Source organism: Pseudomonas sp. CC6-YY-74, assembly GCF_002025205.1.
Classification (GTDB): domain Bacteria; phylum Pseudomonadota; class Gammaproteobacteria; order Pseudomonadales; family Pseudomonadaceae; genus Aquipseudomonas; species Aquipseudomonas paeninsulae.
The window spans coordinates 257,522-273,045 of the sequence record NZ_CP019947.1 but is presented as its reverse complement, the minus strand read 5'-3'; the positions used below and the strand labels follow the sequence as shown (position 1 = coordinate 273,045).

Annotated in this window: 12 protein-coding genes, 1 pseudogene and 1 riboswitch; of the genes and pseudogenes, 6 read left to right on the top strand and 7 right to left on the bottom strand. The window is 61.5% G+C overall.

The annotated features are described in order from the left end of the window. The first annotated feature begins 25 nt into the window (after positions 1–25). Positions 26–370, top strand: a complete 345-nt coding sequence (locus B2D37_RS01285; protein ID WP_079201024.1) for a pilin assembly protein — start codon at positions 26–28, stop codon at positions 368–370. 290 nt (positions 371–660) lie between these two features. On the opposite strand, the pseudogene B2D37_RS01280 reads toward B2D37_RS01285, so the two are convergent. The 4 genes and pseudogenes from B2D37_RS01280 to B2D37_RS01265 form a co-directional block, all read right to left on the bottom strand. Then, a pseudogene (locus tag B2D37_RS01280) lies at positions 661–3,398 on the bottom strand (LuxR C-terminal-related transcriptional regulator). A gap of 471 nt (positions 3,399–3,869) precedes the next feature. Then, positions 3,870–5,237 carry a DUF1329 domain-containing protein gene (locus B2D37_RS01275; RefSeq protein WP_079201023.1) on the bottom strand — a complete coding sequence of 456 codons (1,368 nt, stop codon included), beginning with the start codon at positions 5,235–5,237 and terminating at the stop codon, positions 3,870–3,872. Positions 5,238–5,268: 31 nt separating this feature from the next. After that, the gene (locus B2D37_RS01270) at positions 5,269–7,161 is read right to left on the bottom strand and encodes a DUF1302 domain-containing protein (RefSeq protein WP_079201022.1); all 1,893 of its coding nucleotides are present in this window, start codon (positions 7,159–7,161) and stop codon (positions 5,269–5,271) included. 231 nt (positions 7,162–7,392) lie between these two features. Further along, entirely contained in the window at positions 7,393–9,075 is a 1,683-nt protein-coding gene (locus B2D37_RS01265) for a fatty acid--CoA ligase (protein WP_079201021.1), read from the bottom strand. A 228-nt stretch (positions 9,076–9,303) separates the two neighbouring features. Here B2D37_RS01265 and B2D37_RS22965 point away from each other — a divergent pair, with 228 nt between their 5' ends. Next, on the top strand, positions 9,304–9,456 hold the full coding sequence (locus B2D37_RS22965; RefSeq protein WP_154067023.1) for a hypothetical protein: 153 nt from the start codon (positions 9,304–9,306) through the stop codon (positions 9,454–9,456). A 93-nt stretch (positions 9,457–9,549) separates the two neighbouring features. Here the strand turns inward: B2D37_RS22965 and B2D37_RS01260 are convergent, their stop codons facing one another. Next, positions 9,550–10,179 carry a LysE family translocator gene (locus tag B2D37_RS01260; RefSeq protein ID WP_079201020.1) on the bottom strand — a complete coding sequence of 210 codons (630 nt, stop codon included), beginning with the start codon at positions 10,177–10,179 and terminating at the stop codon, positions 9,550–9,552. 79 nt (positions 10,180–10,258) lie between these two features. On the opposite strand from B2D37_RS01260, the gene B2D37_RS01255 reads away from it, so the two are divergent. The 4 genes from B2D37_RS01255 to B2D37_RS01240 all read left to right on the top strand — a co-directional run bounded on the left by B2D37_RS01255 (position 10,259) and on the right by B2D37_RS01240 (position 13,769). Beyond that, positions 10,259–11,224 carry a 2-hydroxyacid dehydrogenase gene (locus B2D37_RS01255; RefSeq protein WP_079201019.1) on the top strand — a complete coding sequence of 322 codons (966 nt, stop codon included), beginning with the start codon at positions 10,259–10,261 and terminating at the stop codon, positions 11,222–11,224. Between the two features lie 116 nt (positions 11,225–11,340). Then, complete coding sequence (locus tag B2D37_RS01250; protein WP_079201018.1) at positions 11,341–12,339, top strand: class I SAM-dependent methyltransferase; 999 nt, start codon at positions 11,341–11,343, stop codon at positions 12,337–12,339. Positions 12,340–12,376: 37 nt separating this feature from the next. Continuing rightward, positions 12,377–12,538, top strand: a riboswitch (yybP-ykoY riboswitch). Between the two features lie 91 nt (positions 12,539–12,629). Further along, complete coding sequence (locus B2D37_RS01245) at positions 12,630–13,217, top strand: TMEM165/GDT1 family protein (protein WP_154067149.1); 588 nt, start codon at positions 12,630–12,632, stop codon at positions 13,215–13,217. A 108-nt stretch (positions 13,218–13,325) separates the two neighbouring features. After that, complete coding sequence (locus B2D37_RS01240) at positions 13,326–13,769, top strand: ester cyclase (protein WP_079201016.1); 444 nt, start codon at positions 13,326–13,328, stop codon at positions 13,767–13,769. A 115-nt stretch (positions 13,770–13,884) separates the two neighbouring features. Here B2D37_RS01240 and B2D37_RS01235 read toward each other — a convergent pair whose 3' ends face one another. Both B2D37_RS01235 and B2D37_RS01230 read right to left on the bottom strand, forming a co-directional pair. Next, positions 13,885–14,706 (bottom strand): M48 family metallopeptidase, encoded by an 822-nt coding sequence (locus B2D37_RS01235; RefSeq protein ID WP_079201015.1) that lies wholly within the window; start codon positions 14,704–14,706, stop codon positions 13,885–13,887. 199 nt (positions 14,707–14,905) lie between these two features. Continuing rightward, positions 14,906–15,523 (bottom strand): SOS response-associated peptidase, encoded by a 618-nt coding sequence (locus B2D37_RS01230; protein WP_079201014.1) that lies wholly within the window; start codon positions 15,521–15,523, stop codon positions 14,906–14,908. Between the last annotated feature and the right edge of the window lies 1 nt (position 15,524).

Sequence of the window (15,524 nt, the reverse complement as noted above, 5' to 3'; positions counted from 1 at the left end):
CGAGCAGGTAAAGGACGAAGTAGTCATGAAAGTTCGCGAACTTGTCCATCATTGGGAACAGAACGCCAAGGCCCGTATGACGCGCAACCTGTATCAGATCAATCTCGACATGGAAGCGGCAGCACGCCTGGCAGCCTTAGCCGAGATGTACCCCAAGCGCAGCCCGGAAGCACTCCTCGGCGAGCTGATCGGCGCGGCGCTGGAAGATCTGGAAACCAGCCTGCCCTACGTCAAAGGCAGCCAGGTGGTGGCCACCGACGAGGAAGGCAATCCGCTCTATGAAGACATCGGCCCGACCCCACGCTTTCTTGCCTTGTCACGCAAGTATCTGCACGAAATGAGCGCGCAGCAGGACAACACCAACCACTGAAAGCCCTGCGGGGCCCTCTGGACAATCCACACGCCCCAGCAATTGGGGCGACGAGCCTGCAATCCTGCATCTACAGAGCCCGCTCGGAGTGCGCGGACCTTATCCATTGGATTAGGTTATGCCCCCGTTACGTGTTGCACGCAGCTTTTGTAGGGTGGGTCGGGCCGCGCAGGTTAGGGGCGCTGAGCAGAGGCTGAACATCAACTGCGGAAATTGCGCGCCGCGTAACCGACTACGCACCAGCAAATAACCTGCAGTCATGCGCCTAACCCACGAATCATCCCGCCGACTCAGCGCAACAGCCCCAAATCCTTGGCCCGCGCCACTGCCTGGGTACGCCGTTCGACCCCCAGTTTGCTGTTGATATGCCGGGCATGGGTCTTCACCGTGTGCAGCGAAATGAACAGCTGATCGCTGATTTCCTGATTCGAGCAACCCTGGGCGATCAGCTGCAATACCGCCAACTCACGCGAACTCAAGGCCTCGGTCAGCTGGCTATCACGCTTGGTCAGCTCCACTCCCTGGGTCTGGGGCAGATACTTGAGCAGCTCGCCAGCCACGGCACACTCGGGGTGCGCCATCAGTTGCTCGCGCAGCCATTGCGGCTGGTGAACGAACAACTCCTGATAAGGCAACAAAGCACCACCCTGCGCCGCCTCCAGGCTGCTGGTCAGCCAGCTGACAGCCTCACGGTCGCGCCCGGATGCCTTGAGCAACAGAGCCAATTGCACTTGGGCCGCAACCACGAACAAGTGACCCGATGCGCTTTGGGCACACTGACTGAGTGCGCGCAGGCGCCGTTCGGCAACCTCCAGGCGCCCCTGCAAGCGCTCGAGCGCAGCTTGCTGCAACTCGATATGCAAGGCCAACTGCGGATGGAACTCGGGAGCCGCGCCGGGCGTTTCGCCGCAATAGGTCTCGGCCAGACGCTGTAGCCAGACTTCGGCCAATTCCAGCTGGCCCTTGGACAACCACAGCTCACATTTGACCACCGTGATCATCGCCAGATAGTAGATCGACGGCACGTCCCAGGCATGCATCAGGCGCTCGGCTTCGGCCAATTGGGCAAAGGCCTCGCCGAGGCGTCCTTCACGCCCCTCGACCCCCGCCAGCACGCAATACCCCACCAGCAGGCTGATGTCGCGGCCCTCGCGCGCCTCACCGATCCCGGCCAGCAATTTGGTGCGGGCGGCCTGGGTTTGCAGCGACACGCTGAGCAGATAGCCCTCGTACAGATTCAGCCGCGCCCGCACCGAATACACACGCTGGGCCGAGAGCCCCTGCAACCGCTGCAAGCCCAGGCGCACCTCGACCAGGGCGCGTTGAACCTCGCCACGAGCGTGCAGCACTCGTGCTCGCTCGGCATGTGCCAGGCCCTCAAACAAGGGATTATCGAGCCGCTGCGCCAGCTCCAGGGCCTCGCGATTGAGCCCTCGCGCACGCCACAGGTCACCCTTGGTCATGGCCAGGTTGGCCAGGGTGAACAAGCACATCAGGCGCGGTCCGCAGCGTTTTTCGCTGAGCAGGGCCAGGGCCTCGCTGCAATAACGCTCAGCCTCAGGCACCTGGCCACGACGCGGGCGATGATGCCGGACAAGGCCAGCCACTGGGCCAACAGATCATCCTGTTCCTGCGCGTCGGGGGCCGGCAGAAAACGCCCCAATTGCTGGATCAGCTCATCGGCAGCATCCAACTGGCAGGCCAGCGCCAGAGCCCAGCCATACAACACCAGCAGGCGCGGCGTGCTGGCCAGCAGGCTGTCGGGCAGGTCCATCTTCCAGCGCAGCAAACGCGCGACATTCTGCTCGCCGAGCAATTGTTCCTCGGACAGGTTCTGCACCAGATTGGCCGCCACTTCCGGCTGGCCGGCACGTAACGCCTGATCGACCGCTTCGTCATGCAGGCCCTGGCTGCTGAACCAGCGACAGGCCCGCAGATGCAGGGCCGCCTGGGACTGGCTGCGTTGGTCAGCGGGACGCGAGCGCAACAGATCGGAGAACAGGTGGTGGTAGCGAAACCAGTGGCCCTGCTCGTCCAGGGGCACCAGAAAGACCTGATGGGTCTGCAGATGCTGGATAATCGCCGCGCTGTCATGCTGCTCTCGCAAGGCATCGCACAGCTCGACACAGAAACGCTCCAGACAGGCGGTGTCGAACAGGAAGCTCTGCACCTCGGCCGACTGCTGCTCGATCACTTCCTCCAGCAAGTACTCGCGGATCAATCCTTCGTCGCCCTGGGGCACCCGATCCGCACTGTCGTCATCAGCCTGCTGACGGGTCAACAGCCACAGGCGCAAACCGGCCACCCAGCCTTCACTGCGCTGACACCACTCCTCCAGAACCGGCCCACTGAGCTGAGCCCCCTGGCTGCCGAGTAGCGCGCGGGTCTCGTCCTCGGTCAGACGCAAGTCCTGCTCCTGCAGTTCCAGCAACTGCCGAGACAGGCGCAGACGAGCCAGGTGCCAGTCGGGACGTTGGCGGCTGGTCACCAGCATGACCAGGCCCTCGGGTAAATGATTGAGCAGAAACTGCAGGCAGCGATCGAGCACCGCGCCCTGAGCCAGGTGATAGTCGTCCAGCACCAGCAACAAGGGCGCTGTCGGTACGAGGCGCTCGCCCAACTCGTCCAGCAGGCCATCGAGCCACTCTTCGAAGGCGAAGGGTTGATGCCGCTGACGCATACGCAGCAAGGCCTGAGCGTCCTCGCCCAAGCCCGGATAAAACTGCTGCAGGCCGGCCAGCAGGCGCTCGAGAAAACGCCCGGGATCACTATCACGCGGGCTAAGACCCAGCCACAGGCTGTGCCAGTGCTCGGGCAGGGCCTGGCAAAACTCACTGGCCAGCGAGCTTTTGCCAAAACCCGCAGGGGCGCTGACCAGCAGCAGCCGTCCAACCAAACCCTCGGCCAGCCGCTCACACAGACGCGGCCGTGACACATGGCTGGTAGGCAGTGGCGGACGAAAAAAGCGACTGTCGCCCAGAGGCACAGTATCGCTAACTTCAGGTGCTATACGCGTCAGATCGGTCATCACCCGGCTCTTGTTAGGACATTGCCAGTTCAGGCGCGAACTCTCCGCAGACTATCGACTTAACCGCGGGAATTGAAGCCTGGATGTGCACACGGAAACAAATCATTACCCAGGCGCGCAACTCGGCTTCAGGCTGAGCGAGTTCGCCCGGACGATGTCAGGCGGCATAGGTAAGCGCAGTTTTTTGCAGGAGACCCTACTCGGGGCGATGTTTTGATTTTAGCGCCCCGGCGGCCCGCATCACCGCGAGGTAGCGCCGCCTACAGGCCCGTGCAGTGGCTGACGACGTGGACAAACGCTGAGTGTGGCCGGGAAGGAAAGGCCATGTCCCTTGTCATCTGTTGCGCAGCGCCTAGGCAAGCAGGCAGGCACACGGAAATGCCCCGCAGACCAGCGCAGCCAGCATTTGGGGCATAGCCAAAACAAGAAAGCCGGCCCAAGGGCCGGCTTTCGCTGTTGCATCAACGGCTGTTAACGAACGCCAGCCTGACGCAGTGCGGCCGGGGTGTAGTCGCTTTCTTTGGCCGGGTAGCCGAACTCGTAGGATTGACTCTCTTCGTTCTTCATACCCAGTGCCAGGTAACGACCGGACTGCAGGTCATACAGGGTTTCCACGGTGTACCAGGGTACTTTCTTGTCGTAGTAATACTGGGCATGCGCCTCCGCTACACGCCACAGGTTACCGCGACCGTCGTAGTGGTCGATTTGCGCGGCTTGCCAGGTGTCTTCGTCGATGAAGAAGTCACGCTTGGCATAGATATGACGCTCGCCCGCTTTCAGGGTCGCAGTCACATGCCAGACACGGTGCAGCTCGTAACGGGTCAGGTCCTGGTTGATATGACCGGCCTTGATGACCTGATCATATTTCAGCTTCGGCGAGTCCAAAGCGTAAGCGTTGTAAGGAATGTAGATTTCCTTCTTGCCGTTCAGCTTCCACTCGTAACGGTCAGGCGCACCGTTGAACATGTCGAAGTTGTCGGACGTACGCAGACCATCGGAAGCAGTACCCGGACCGTCATAGGACACCTGAGGTGCGCGGCGCACGCGACGCTGACCGGCGTTGTACAGCCACGCCAGACGCGGCTCCTTCACCTGGTTGAGGGTCTCGTGCACCAGCAGGACGTTACCTGCCAGACGCGACGGCGCGGTTACCCGCTGCTTGAAGTAGAACAGCACGTTGCTTGGCTTGCTGGTGTCGGCATCCTTCAGCGCACCGCGGAAGGTGAACTCATCCTGGAAGTACACCATGCTGTAGGAGCCGTTTGCCTGCGGAGTCGCCTGGGTCACCAGACGCTTGACGCTGCCACCACGGTAACGGGTGATATGGTTCCAGATCGCTTCCAGACCGTCTTTCGGAATCGGGAAGGGGTTGGCCTGTTCGAAGTTCTCCAGCCCGTTACCACCTTCGACCATCTTGGTGTTGACGGCATTGCGCTTGGCCGCATCCAGCACGAAGTCCGGCATGCTCGCCGAACGGTGGGTCGGGTACACCGGGATTTTGTAGCTTTGCGGGTAACGCTTGAACATGGCCTGCTGACCGGGAGTCAGCTTGTCCTTGTACTGTTCGGCGTTGGCCGCGGTGATGGTGAACAACGGTTGCTCGTTAGCAAACGGATCGGACAGGAAGCCGGCAGCGTCGGCAGTGCCGGCATTGGTTGGCAAACCGCCAGTCCAGGCCGGAATCGAGCCGTCCGCATTACCTGCCATCTCGGCACCGACTGGCGTCAGCGTGGTTCCCAGCTTGGCAGCCTCCTCTGGCGATACCGCTGCCATCACGCTGCAGGCCAGCAGCGAGAGGGTCAGGGCGCCGGTTTGCAACAGACTTTTTGTTGTTTTCATATACAGAGTCTTCCTCAAAATTCCTGGCCGCTTAGAAGTTCATACCGAAGCTGAGCGCAACGAAGTCGCGGTCGATCGCAGTGTTGTAGTCGCCACCGAAGAAATCGGTGTAGGACAGGTCAGCCGAGTAAGTATTTTGGTATTCGGCATTCAAACCCAAGCTGACGGCCTTGCTGCCTTCGTTGAACAGACCGTTCGGGCCGTAGCCGTCTACGTCATGCGACCAGGACAGGCTCGGCTTGAGGTTTACGCCGGCAAACACGCTCGGGTAGTCCAGAATGGCGCGGGCGCGATAACCCCAGGAGTTGCTGGTGACGAAGCCATCGTCATTGGTTGCGCTGTAGGCACCATAGATGGAGTCGCGGCCGTATTGCAGATCCTCACGACGCTCAAGGCCACCGATGTGGGCGGCACCGACTTCACCGACGACGGTCAGGCGGCTAGCGCCCAATACCCGGTCGAAGAAATGGGTGAAGGTGGTTTGCACCTGGGTCAGTTCCTTGCGGCGATAACCCTGGTTTTCCGCACCTGGCGTGGTTTGAATTGTTGGCGCAGCTGCACCGCCAGTGATTGGATTTATCAGTGCAGTATTGAGAGCAGTACTGTTGATCTGGATCGGCGCATTCGGACGATAGCTGACCTCACCAGCCCACGAGGTTCCGGTAGGCAGCACGGTCGAGAAGCTCAAGCCATAGAGCTGGATATCTTCCGGATAACTTAGGAAGTATTCACCGTTACCCAGGGCAACGGATGGCGCCAAGGCACCTGCTGCCGCAGCAAACCTCGGTGCAAGAGCAGGGTTAGTAGCGCAGGTGGGGAAACCACCAAACACAGAGCAAAGCGCACCTGCGGTAGAGGCTGGGTTACTCAAGTTACCGGGTGTGGTTGCCAGCCCACCTAAAGTAGCGGCGTCTGCGGTTTTGGTGTTAAAGAACGGGGTACGGCTGTGGTAGTTCATCATGTAGGCGCCGTACTCGGTATTATCCCCGAGCCAACGCAGAGCGAGACCATATTGGCCGCTGTCGCGGGCATCACGGTCGCCGCCGCGCGGGATGACCACGCCTTCGTCTTCAACACCAAAGCCAGCCCCGGTGGCAGCAGCAATCGGCTGCAGTGCCCGAATGGCCGCGACCTGAGCAGGACTAGTAGCAATAGCAGTCAAATTTCTATCGCAACCGTCTGCCACCACGTCGGCGGTCGAGAAGAAGGTACCGCAGTTATCGACTACGCTCTGATCCCACTCGAGCTGATAGAACGCCTCCATGGAGAGATTGTCAGTCAGGCTCTGCGCCACATAGAACATATTGACCGGGATCAGACCTTCCTTGACCTCCGCGCCGGGGCGACGGAAAGCAGCGGCGTCGACCGGGTTGATCGAGTTGATCGAGTTCTGAATAAAGGTGCTCTCACCCCAACTGACCACCTGCTTACCCAAACGCACCGATCCCGGCTGATCGCCGATGGCGTAGTTGTGGTAGACGAACGCATCGAGAATTTGCGCGCCCGAGGCCTGGGCGGCTTCTTTGCGGTTATGGTCGTCGATGTCCTTGAACAGTCGGCTTTCATCCTTGGCTTCGAAGTCATACCAGTACTTGCCGCGCACGAATACGCCGGTATCACCGTATTTCAACTCAAGGTCATGAATACCCTTGAAGATCTTCGAGAAGGTTTCACCTTTCTTGAAGTTCAGGCGATTGTCGTCGCTGGTCGAGGAGGCAGCCTTACCACCATTTACTCTACCAACCAGATCTGGATCCGCCCCACGAACAGACCAACTGGCACCTACCGACAGTGACGAGTCGAACTGACCTTCGATTTCACCAATATTGAAGGTCACGCCGAATGCCGGTGCGGCGAGGGTGGATGCGAGGCTGACGGCCAGCGGCAGTTTTGCCAGGCGCCAGGTTTGCTTTGATTTTGTCATCGACGCTACTCCATGTACTTTTTTGTTATGGATGCTGCGGACTATAGCCAGAGAGTGTGACTGCTTGATCCCTCGAAAGTGTGATTTGCAGCCGCCCTAGCCACTCTGGCTCGCAGGTTTCGGCGGATCTCCCCGACCCGCCGCAGGCCTAGAATGGCTGGAAAAGAATATTTAGCAAGCCAAACGCTTGTTTGACCGTAGAGTCATTTTCCGAGGTAGCACTGCCGCACTTTACAAGGTGGAGAGAAACGCACTGCCGGCCGCCTGCCACTGGGCGATATCCAAGCGAATGCGTTTCTTATCCAGCTTGCCGACACTGGTCTTGGGAATTTCCGTAACAAGCGCGATCTGTGTGGGGATAGCCCACTTGTTGATATGCCCCTGCTCGACATAAGGCTTGAGGTGATCCTTGAGACCCTTGGCATCCAGGGTCTGATCATCATTCAACACCAGCAAGGCAAAAGGCCGCTCGCCCCACTGCGGATCCACTACCCCCACCACCGCCACTTCACTCACGGCCGGATGACGACTGATCAGGTCTTCCAGCGCCAATGAGGAGATCCACTCGCCACCGGTTTTGATCACGTCCTTGATCCGGTCACGAATCTCGATAAAGCCCATGCCGTCGATGGTCGCCACGTCGCCGGTGTGCAGCCAGCCGTGCTCCCAGAGTTCCTGGCCTTTTTCCGGCTCGCGGAAATAACCCTGGGTCAGCCACGGCGAACGCAACACCAGCTCGCCCTGGGACTCGCCGTCCGCCGGCAACATGGTGCCATCGGCGCTCATGATTGCCGCCTCGACCAGAGGCACCGGCACCCCGGCCTTGATCCGGTAGGTGATCTGTTCATCTTCGCTGCCGGCCAGCAGTTCGTCATTGATGTGCGCGCAGGAGATCAGCGGGCAGGTTTCCGACATGCCATAGGCAGCGGTCAGCTGGATACCGCGCGCCTTGGCCGCATCGTAGAGGGCGCGGTTCAAAGCGCTGCCGCCGATGATCATCTTCAACCCGCCGAAGTCATGGCCTTTGGCACTCGGGGTGTTGAGCAGCATTTGCAGAATGGTCGGTACGCAGTGGGAGAAGCTGACTTTCTCCTCCTTGATCAGCTTGCACAGCATCTCCGGCTCGTAGCGGCCTGGATACACCTGCTTGATACCCAGCATGGTGGCGGCATAAGGCATACCCCAGGCATGCACATGGAACATCGGGGTAATCGGCATGTAGACATCGTTGGTGCCCAGCAGGCGTACGCTGTCGAGACTGCCCAGCACACTAGCCGCCGCCATGGTGTGCAGCACCAGTTGCCGATGCGTGAAATACACGCCCTTGGGGTTACCGGTGGTGCCGGTGGTGTAGAAGGTGGTGGCCACCGAGTTTTCATCGAAATCGGCGAAGTCATAGCTCGGACTGGCGGCTGCCAGCAGTTGCTCGTACTCGCCGACCAGCCCCGGCAGTTCGGCGGTTTTCTCCTCGGCATCGGTCAGCAGCAGGGTTTTCTCAACCGTGGTCAGTTGCGCGGCGATACCGTTGTAGAGGGGCACGAACTCACTGTTGACCAGGACGAACTTATCCTCGGCGTGGTTCATGGTGTAGAGAATCTGCTCGGGCGACAGGCGAATATTGATGGTGTGCAGCACCGCGCCAAGCATGGGAATGGCGAACATGCACTCGAGGTAGCGGTGGCTGTCCCAGTCCATCACCGCAACGGTATCGCCGGCCTTGACTCCGGCCGTCGTCAGCGCATTGGCCAGGCGGGCAACCCGCTCATTGAAGGTCGCATAGCTATAACGCAGCGTGTCGCGATAGACGATTTCCCGGGTTTTTTCATAGCGAACGCCGGACAGCAACAAGCGCTTGATCAGCAGCGGATATTGATGGGCATTCGCCGCCGGCGGGATGATGCGGGTTTGCAGCATAGTGAGCACCTGTCAGCGGATATGATTTTTATTCAGTGACAGGACTCTAGAGCGCTTACCAGGCGGGCAAATCAGTCAAAAGAATGATTTGCCCGCCTGACTTTTTGGCGGCCGTTGGTCACGTAACAGGATCGATAAACAAAGCTGGCTCACAGCCACTACTTATTTATCCCACGCGCTTATAGAGGCGACCGCAATAGCCAACATCGTCATCACCGGCGAGCGCCCATGCCCCACGATCGGGCCATCGGTAACCTGCGGAAGCAACCCGAGTGGCACCAGGATAAGGCCGATCCGTTCGAGATCAGCCAAGCCTTCGCCAAGACCACCATACTGAGCATGCGCGAACGAAGCCTGGATCAGGCCAAGGTCAATACTTAGGGTGGCGACAACACTAGGGCGCTGGCGGTCGAACTGCTGTAAGCCGAAACCGGGGATGGGGAAACAGGCCAGCGCCTCATCCCCGCCGCACCTCTAACGCAACTCGCTGAACGCCAACTTGACGCCCAAGCCGATCAATACCACGCCCATCAGCCGATCGAACCAGTGGCCCAAGCGGGCAAAACCGGCGCGCACCCGCGGCCGGCTGAACAGCATCGCCACCAGGCAGAACCACAGCGCCGTCGCCAGCGCCAGGTAGAGGCCATAACCGGCCTGCACCGTCAGCGGAGTGTGCGGATCGATGACCACGGTAAACAACGAGAGGAAGAACAGGGTTGCCTTGGGGTTCAGGCCATTGGTGACGAATCCGGTGACAAAGGCTGCACGCGGTGAACGCGCGGCCTGCTCCAGGCCCAGTTCGGCGCGGGCCGGGTCAGCTGGCTTGGCGCGCAACGCCTTGATCCCGATGTAGAGCAGGTAGGCAGCCGCCAGCCATTTCAGGGCGTTGAACAGGACAATCGACTGGGACACGATCAGGCCGATGCCGAGCAGCGAATAGGCCACGTGCACGAAGATCCCGGCGCCCACACCCAGTGCGGTGAAGATCCCGGCACGCCGGCCGAAGGCCACACTTTCGCGCACCACGATGGCAAAATCCGGCCCAGGGCTGGCCACGGCCAGCAAGTGAATCAGGGCAACGGTGAAAAACTCCGTCCAGTACATAGCGGCTCCGCAACGGGCATAGGGGTCTGATAGGCTGTTCACCTTACGCCCCGCTCCGACAGTAGAAAAGGTACAGCTGATGAGTAAAAGTAGCCGCGCAGCCTTTCTGGACCACAGTACGCTCGACCTCGGCGACCTCGACTTGTCGCCATTGCAGCAGCTATTTGGCGAGCTGACGCTGTACCCGTTGAGCAGCCCTGAGCAGGTGATCGAGCGCCTGCAGGGCGTGCAGGTGGCGATCAGCAACAAAGTCCCGCTGGACGCCAAGACCTTCGCCGCCTGCCCCGAACTGAAACTGCTGTTGGTCGCCGCCACCGGCACCAACAACATCGACCTGGCCGCCGCGCGCGCGCATGGCGTACTGGTCTGCAATTGCCAGGGCTACGGCACACCTTCGGTGGCGCAGCACACCCTGATGCTGCTGCTCGCCCTGGCCACCCGCCTGCCCGACTACCAGGGCGCGGTACGTGACGGCCGCTGGCAGCAGGCGCAGCAGTTCTGCCTGCTGGACTTTCCCATCGTCGAGCTGGAAGGCAAGACCCTCGGCCTGCTCGGCCACGGTGAACTGGGCGGCGCCGTAGCGCGACTGGCCGAAGCCTTCGGCATGCGCGTGCTGCTTGGCCAGCTGCCGGGGCGTCCACCGCGCCAGGATCGCTTGCCGCTGGACGAATTGCTGCCGCAGGTCGATGCCCTGACCCTGCATTGCCCACTCAACGCCGCCACCCACAACCTGATCGGCGAATACCAGCTGAGCCTGATGAAACCCGGCGCCTTCCTGATCAATACCGCGCGTGGCGGCCTGGTCGACGAACAGGCCCTGGCCGACGCTCTGCGCCGCGGCCACCTGGGTGGCGCGGCCACCGATGTACTGACCCAGGAGCCGCCAACGGACGGCAACCCCTTGCTCGCCGCCGACATCCCGAGGCTGATCGTCACCCCGCACAGCGCCTGGGGCAGCCGCGAAGCGCGGCAGCGCATCGTCACCCAGCTGACGGAGAATGCTCAGGCGTTTTTCGACGACGTAGCGCGCCGGGTGGTGAACTAGCCGCCGGGGGAATGGGCCAACGTGCCAGGCCATCGGGCCAGCACACCCTTACCCCATTGCGCTCAAAGCCCTGGCCATATTTGCTATCCTCCGCGCTTTTCCCAGGAGCCCACCCCATGGACCCGCGAAGCGAAGTACTGCTGCGCCAGGCCGAACTGTTCGGCGGCCCGTTGTTGCTCGCCGGCCTGCCGGCCGACGACCTGCTCAGCCGCTTGCCTGAAGCCCGGGGCTGGAGCTGGCACGCCGGCGAGCAAGCGCTGCTGGACAGCCGCTTTGCCGGGCGTAGCCAATTCGGGGTGACGCCCCCCACCAGTGAATTTGCCGCTGCGGTGCTGTTCCTGCCGAAGTCCCGTGAACTGACCGACTACCTGTTGTGCGCCCTCGCGGCGCAACTGGCCGGGCGCGAGCTGTTTTTGGTCGGCGAGAAGCGTGCCGGCATCGAACGCGCAGCCAAGCAGCTGGCCGCGTTCGGCAGAGCGCGCAAGCTCGACAGCGCGCGGCATTGCCAGCTCTGGCAAGTGCACGTCGAGCATGCCCCGGCAACCCCGAACCTCGAAACCCTGGCGCGGCACTACAGCCTGCCACTGAGTGACGGTCCGCTGAGCGTGATCAGCCTGCCCGGGGTTTTCAGCCATGGTCGCCTGGACACCGGCAGCGCCCTGCTCCTGGAGCATCTGGAGCAGTTGCCGACAGGCCACCTGCTCGACTTCGGCTGCGGCGCCGGCGTACTCGGCGCGGCGCTGAAACGTCGTTATCCCGAGAGCCAGGTGAGCCTGCTGGATGTCGATGCCTTCGCCGTGGCCAGCAGCCGCCTGACCCTGGCGGCCAACGGCCTGCAGGCCAACGTCATCAGTGGCGACGGGATTGCCGCCGCGCCCACGGATCTGGCCGCGATCCTCAGCAACCCGCCCTTCCACCAGGGTGTGCACACCCACTACCAGGCCACGGAAAACCTGTTGCGCCATGCGGCTGAACATCTTGAGCGCGGCGGCCAACTGCGCCTGGTAGCCAACAACTTCCTCAAGTACCCACCGCTGATCGAGCAATACCTCGGTCCCTGCCATACCCTGGCCGACGCCAAGGGCTTTCGCATCTACCGTGCGAGCAAGCAGTAACCGCAGGCTTGCCCAATCCGCCGTGGGTGGGCAAAATGCGCCCGTCCTAGGGGAGTAGTCTCCCGCGAGCACCAGCTCGCCCGGCACGCGTCAACATACTTGGTCCACCGACCATGGTGCGTGCGACCCTCAGCCCAGCAACATAGGCTGGCGCATTGTTAACAACCAGCCACTGGCTGATGACACTGCGTACAGGGTTTGACAAGACCTATGACACGCACACCTGACCCGGGGCGGGAAGGTGTGCGTGTCATAGCCATGTCGACCCGCCCCCGTTAGGAAGTCTCATGCTGGAATCCCTGCTCGTCCCTACCCTGATCGTTGCCCTGGCCGAAATCGGCGACAAGACCCAATTACTCGCCTTGCTGCTGGCCGCGCGCTTTCGCAAGCCCTGGCCCATTATCCTCGGCATCGTGATCGCTACCCTGGCCAACCACTTTCTCGCCGGCGCAGTCGGCAACTGGGTAGCCGGCCTGTTTTCCCCGCAGACCCTGAGCTGGACGCTCGCCGCCTCCTTCGTTGCAGTGGCCCTGTGGACCCTGATTCCCGACAAGCTGGATGACGATGAAAGCTCGCGTTTCAAGCGCTACGGCCCGTTCCTGACCACCCTGGCCGCCTTCTTCATCGCCGAGATGGGCGACAAGACCCAGGTCGCCACGGTAATGCTGGCCGCGCAGTACCCACACTTCGTGCTTGTGGTGATCGGCACCACCCTGGGCATGCTGATCGCCAACGTACCCGTGGTGCTGGTCGGCAACTTTGCCGCCGAGCGCTTGCCACTGACCCTGATTCGCCGCCTGGCCGCCGGCGCCTTCGCCGCGCTGGCGATTTATGCGTGCTACCAGGCCCTGCAACTCGGCGGGCAGTTATGGTATTGATTTGACGCCACTCCTCTGGCGTTCCATCCGCTGTTATGGCTACTCTGACGACCGCTTAAAGATGCGCAGCATCTTGCGCATCTTGCCCAGCAAGCCCAGGAGAGAAGCATGTCATTGGATGATCGAAAAAAGTTGGTCCGCCAGCATATCGACCTGTCGTGGAACAAAGGTCGCCTGGCCTTGGCCGGGCAGCTGCACAGCAAGGACTTTCTCTACAAAAGCTCGTTTGTCGGCCATCACCTGGGCAGCGACGCCTTCGCCCAGCTGATCCAGGACATCCGCAAGGCCATGCCAGACCTGCAGGTAGTGGTCGAGGAATGCATTGCCGAAGGCAATAAAGTGGTCACCTGGAGCACCCTGATCGGCACCATCGAGAAACCGGCCCTGGGTTACCCGCCGAGCGACAAGGTATTGAGCATCGCGGCGATGGCCTTCTGGACGCTGACCCCGAGCAACGAGATCCAGGAAATCTGCACCATGTTCGACATGGAAAGCTTCCGCGCCCAACTAAGCCTGGACACCCGCTCATTCGCGGAAAAATCCCTGCCGTAAGCCAATGCGCCGCCGACAGGGGCAGCGCCGCGCACCCGCTGGACAGTCCTAACGCCCCGGCCAGGGGTGCGCACGGCGCACCCTAATCAACGCGAACACGCACCTGGCGAGGTTGTCAGCGCCTGGCCTTGGCCTGCTCATAGAGCGGCATGACCTTCGGGATTGCCGCCTGCAAGGCCGCGATGCGGCTGCTCGACGACGGGTGAGTGCTCATGAATTCTGGCGGCGCACCATTGCCGGCCTGGGCCATCTTCTGCCACAGACTGATCGCCGCGTTCGGGTTGTAGCCGCTACGGGCGGCCAACTCCAGCCCGAGTAGATCGGCCTCGTTCTCGTTGCTCCGGCTGTTGGGCAAGGTCAGGCTGTACTGCACCACGGTATCGGCCATGGCCATACCCACCTCGCCCAGGCCGAGCAGCGCACCGGCGCCCTGCTTGGCCAGCCCCACGCCATAGGCCTTGGACATGGCTTCGCGGCTATGCTCGCGTAGGGCATGGGCCATTTCATGGCCGATGATCGCGGCGATCTCATCGTCGTTCAGTTGCAGCTTATCCATCAGCCCGCTGTAGAAGAGGATCTTGCCACCCGGGCCACAACTGGCATTCAGCTCGGGGCTCTTGATCAGATTGACTTCCCACTGCCACTGCGCGGCATCGGGGCGAAAAATCGGCGCCTGCTTGATCAAGCGATCGGTGATGACCTGCAAGCGCTTGGCGCTGGCGCTGCTCTTGTCCAGCACACCCTTGCTCGACGCCTCACCCAGTGTCTGCTGATAGGACTTCGCATACATCTGATTGATCTCTTGGCTCGAAAGCATGCCAAACATGTACTGCTTGCGCTCGACACCCACCGCGCCACCGCTGGTGGTGTTGACGGCTTGGCATCCTGTCAGCAGCAAGGCCGCGGCCAGCGCGGTAAAGGACAACGATTGGTTCATGCTGAGTCTCCATTCGATTAAGCAACGTATGCTAGGCCTGCCACCTTGGGCGAGCAACCGAGAATAGCGCGCAAGACAGCCAGCTATCCGTTAGCGGTGCAAGACCCTGCGCTCGATAAACAATCACGTAGTGCGCGCCGCGTTGGTAGGGTCGGCCGGACGGCTAAAAGTTCCACTCCCAGCACACAACTGACGGCAGCTACGCCGGCGTCAGGCACTCGGGGGCGTTCAGCTTGGGATCGTTGACCAGATTGGCCAGCACCCGCTCGCGCAACTGCGGCTGCGGACGGGCGAGCAGCGCTGCAAGCTCGTCGTGCGGCGTATCTGCCGCCAGCCACAGCGCCTGGGCGGCGGCATCGAGAATCAGCGGGCGGCGCTGATTGGCCGCAGGCTGGGTCACCACCGCCGCACTGAGATAGACACAGCCTTCGACCGGATATGCCTCCCACAGCGCGGCGAAGTACAGCGGGCTGTCTTCGCTGGTCAGCCAATACGGCCGCTTGCGCGCAGAGCCACGCCATTCGTAAAAACCATTGGCCGGTAACAACCCGCGGCGCAGGCGAAAGGCATTGCGGAACATCGGCTGCGCGGCCAGGGTTTCCGCCCGCGCCTGGGCCGGGGTTTTCGACAGATCTGTCAGCCATGGCGGAGTCAGCCCCCAGCGGGCGCGAACCAGCTGACGCTCACCCGCGACGGCACGCACTAACAGGATCTGGGCGCCAGGCGCAATATTCCATTGCGGCTGCTGATCAGCAGGAAAACCGGGTAAGGCCGCGAACACTGGCGACCAACGAAACAGGGCATAACGTCCACACATG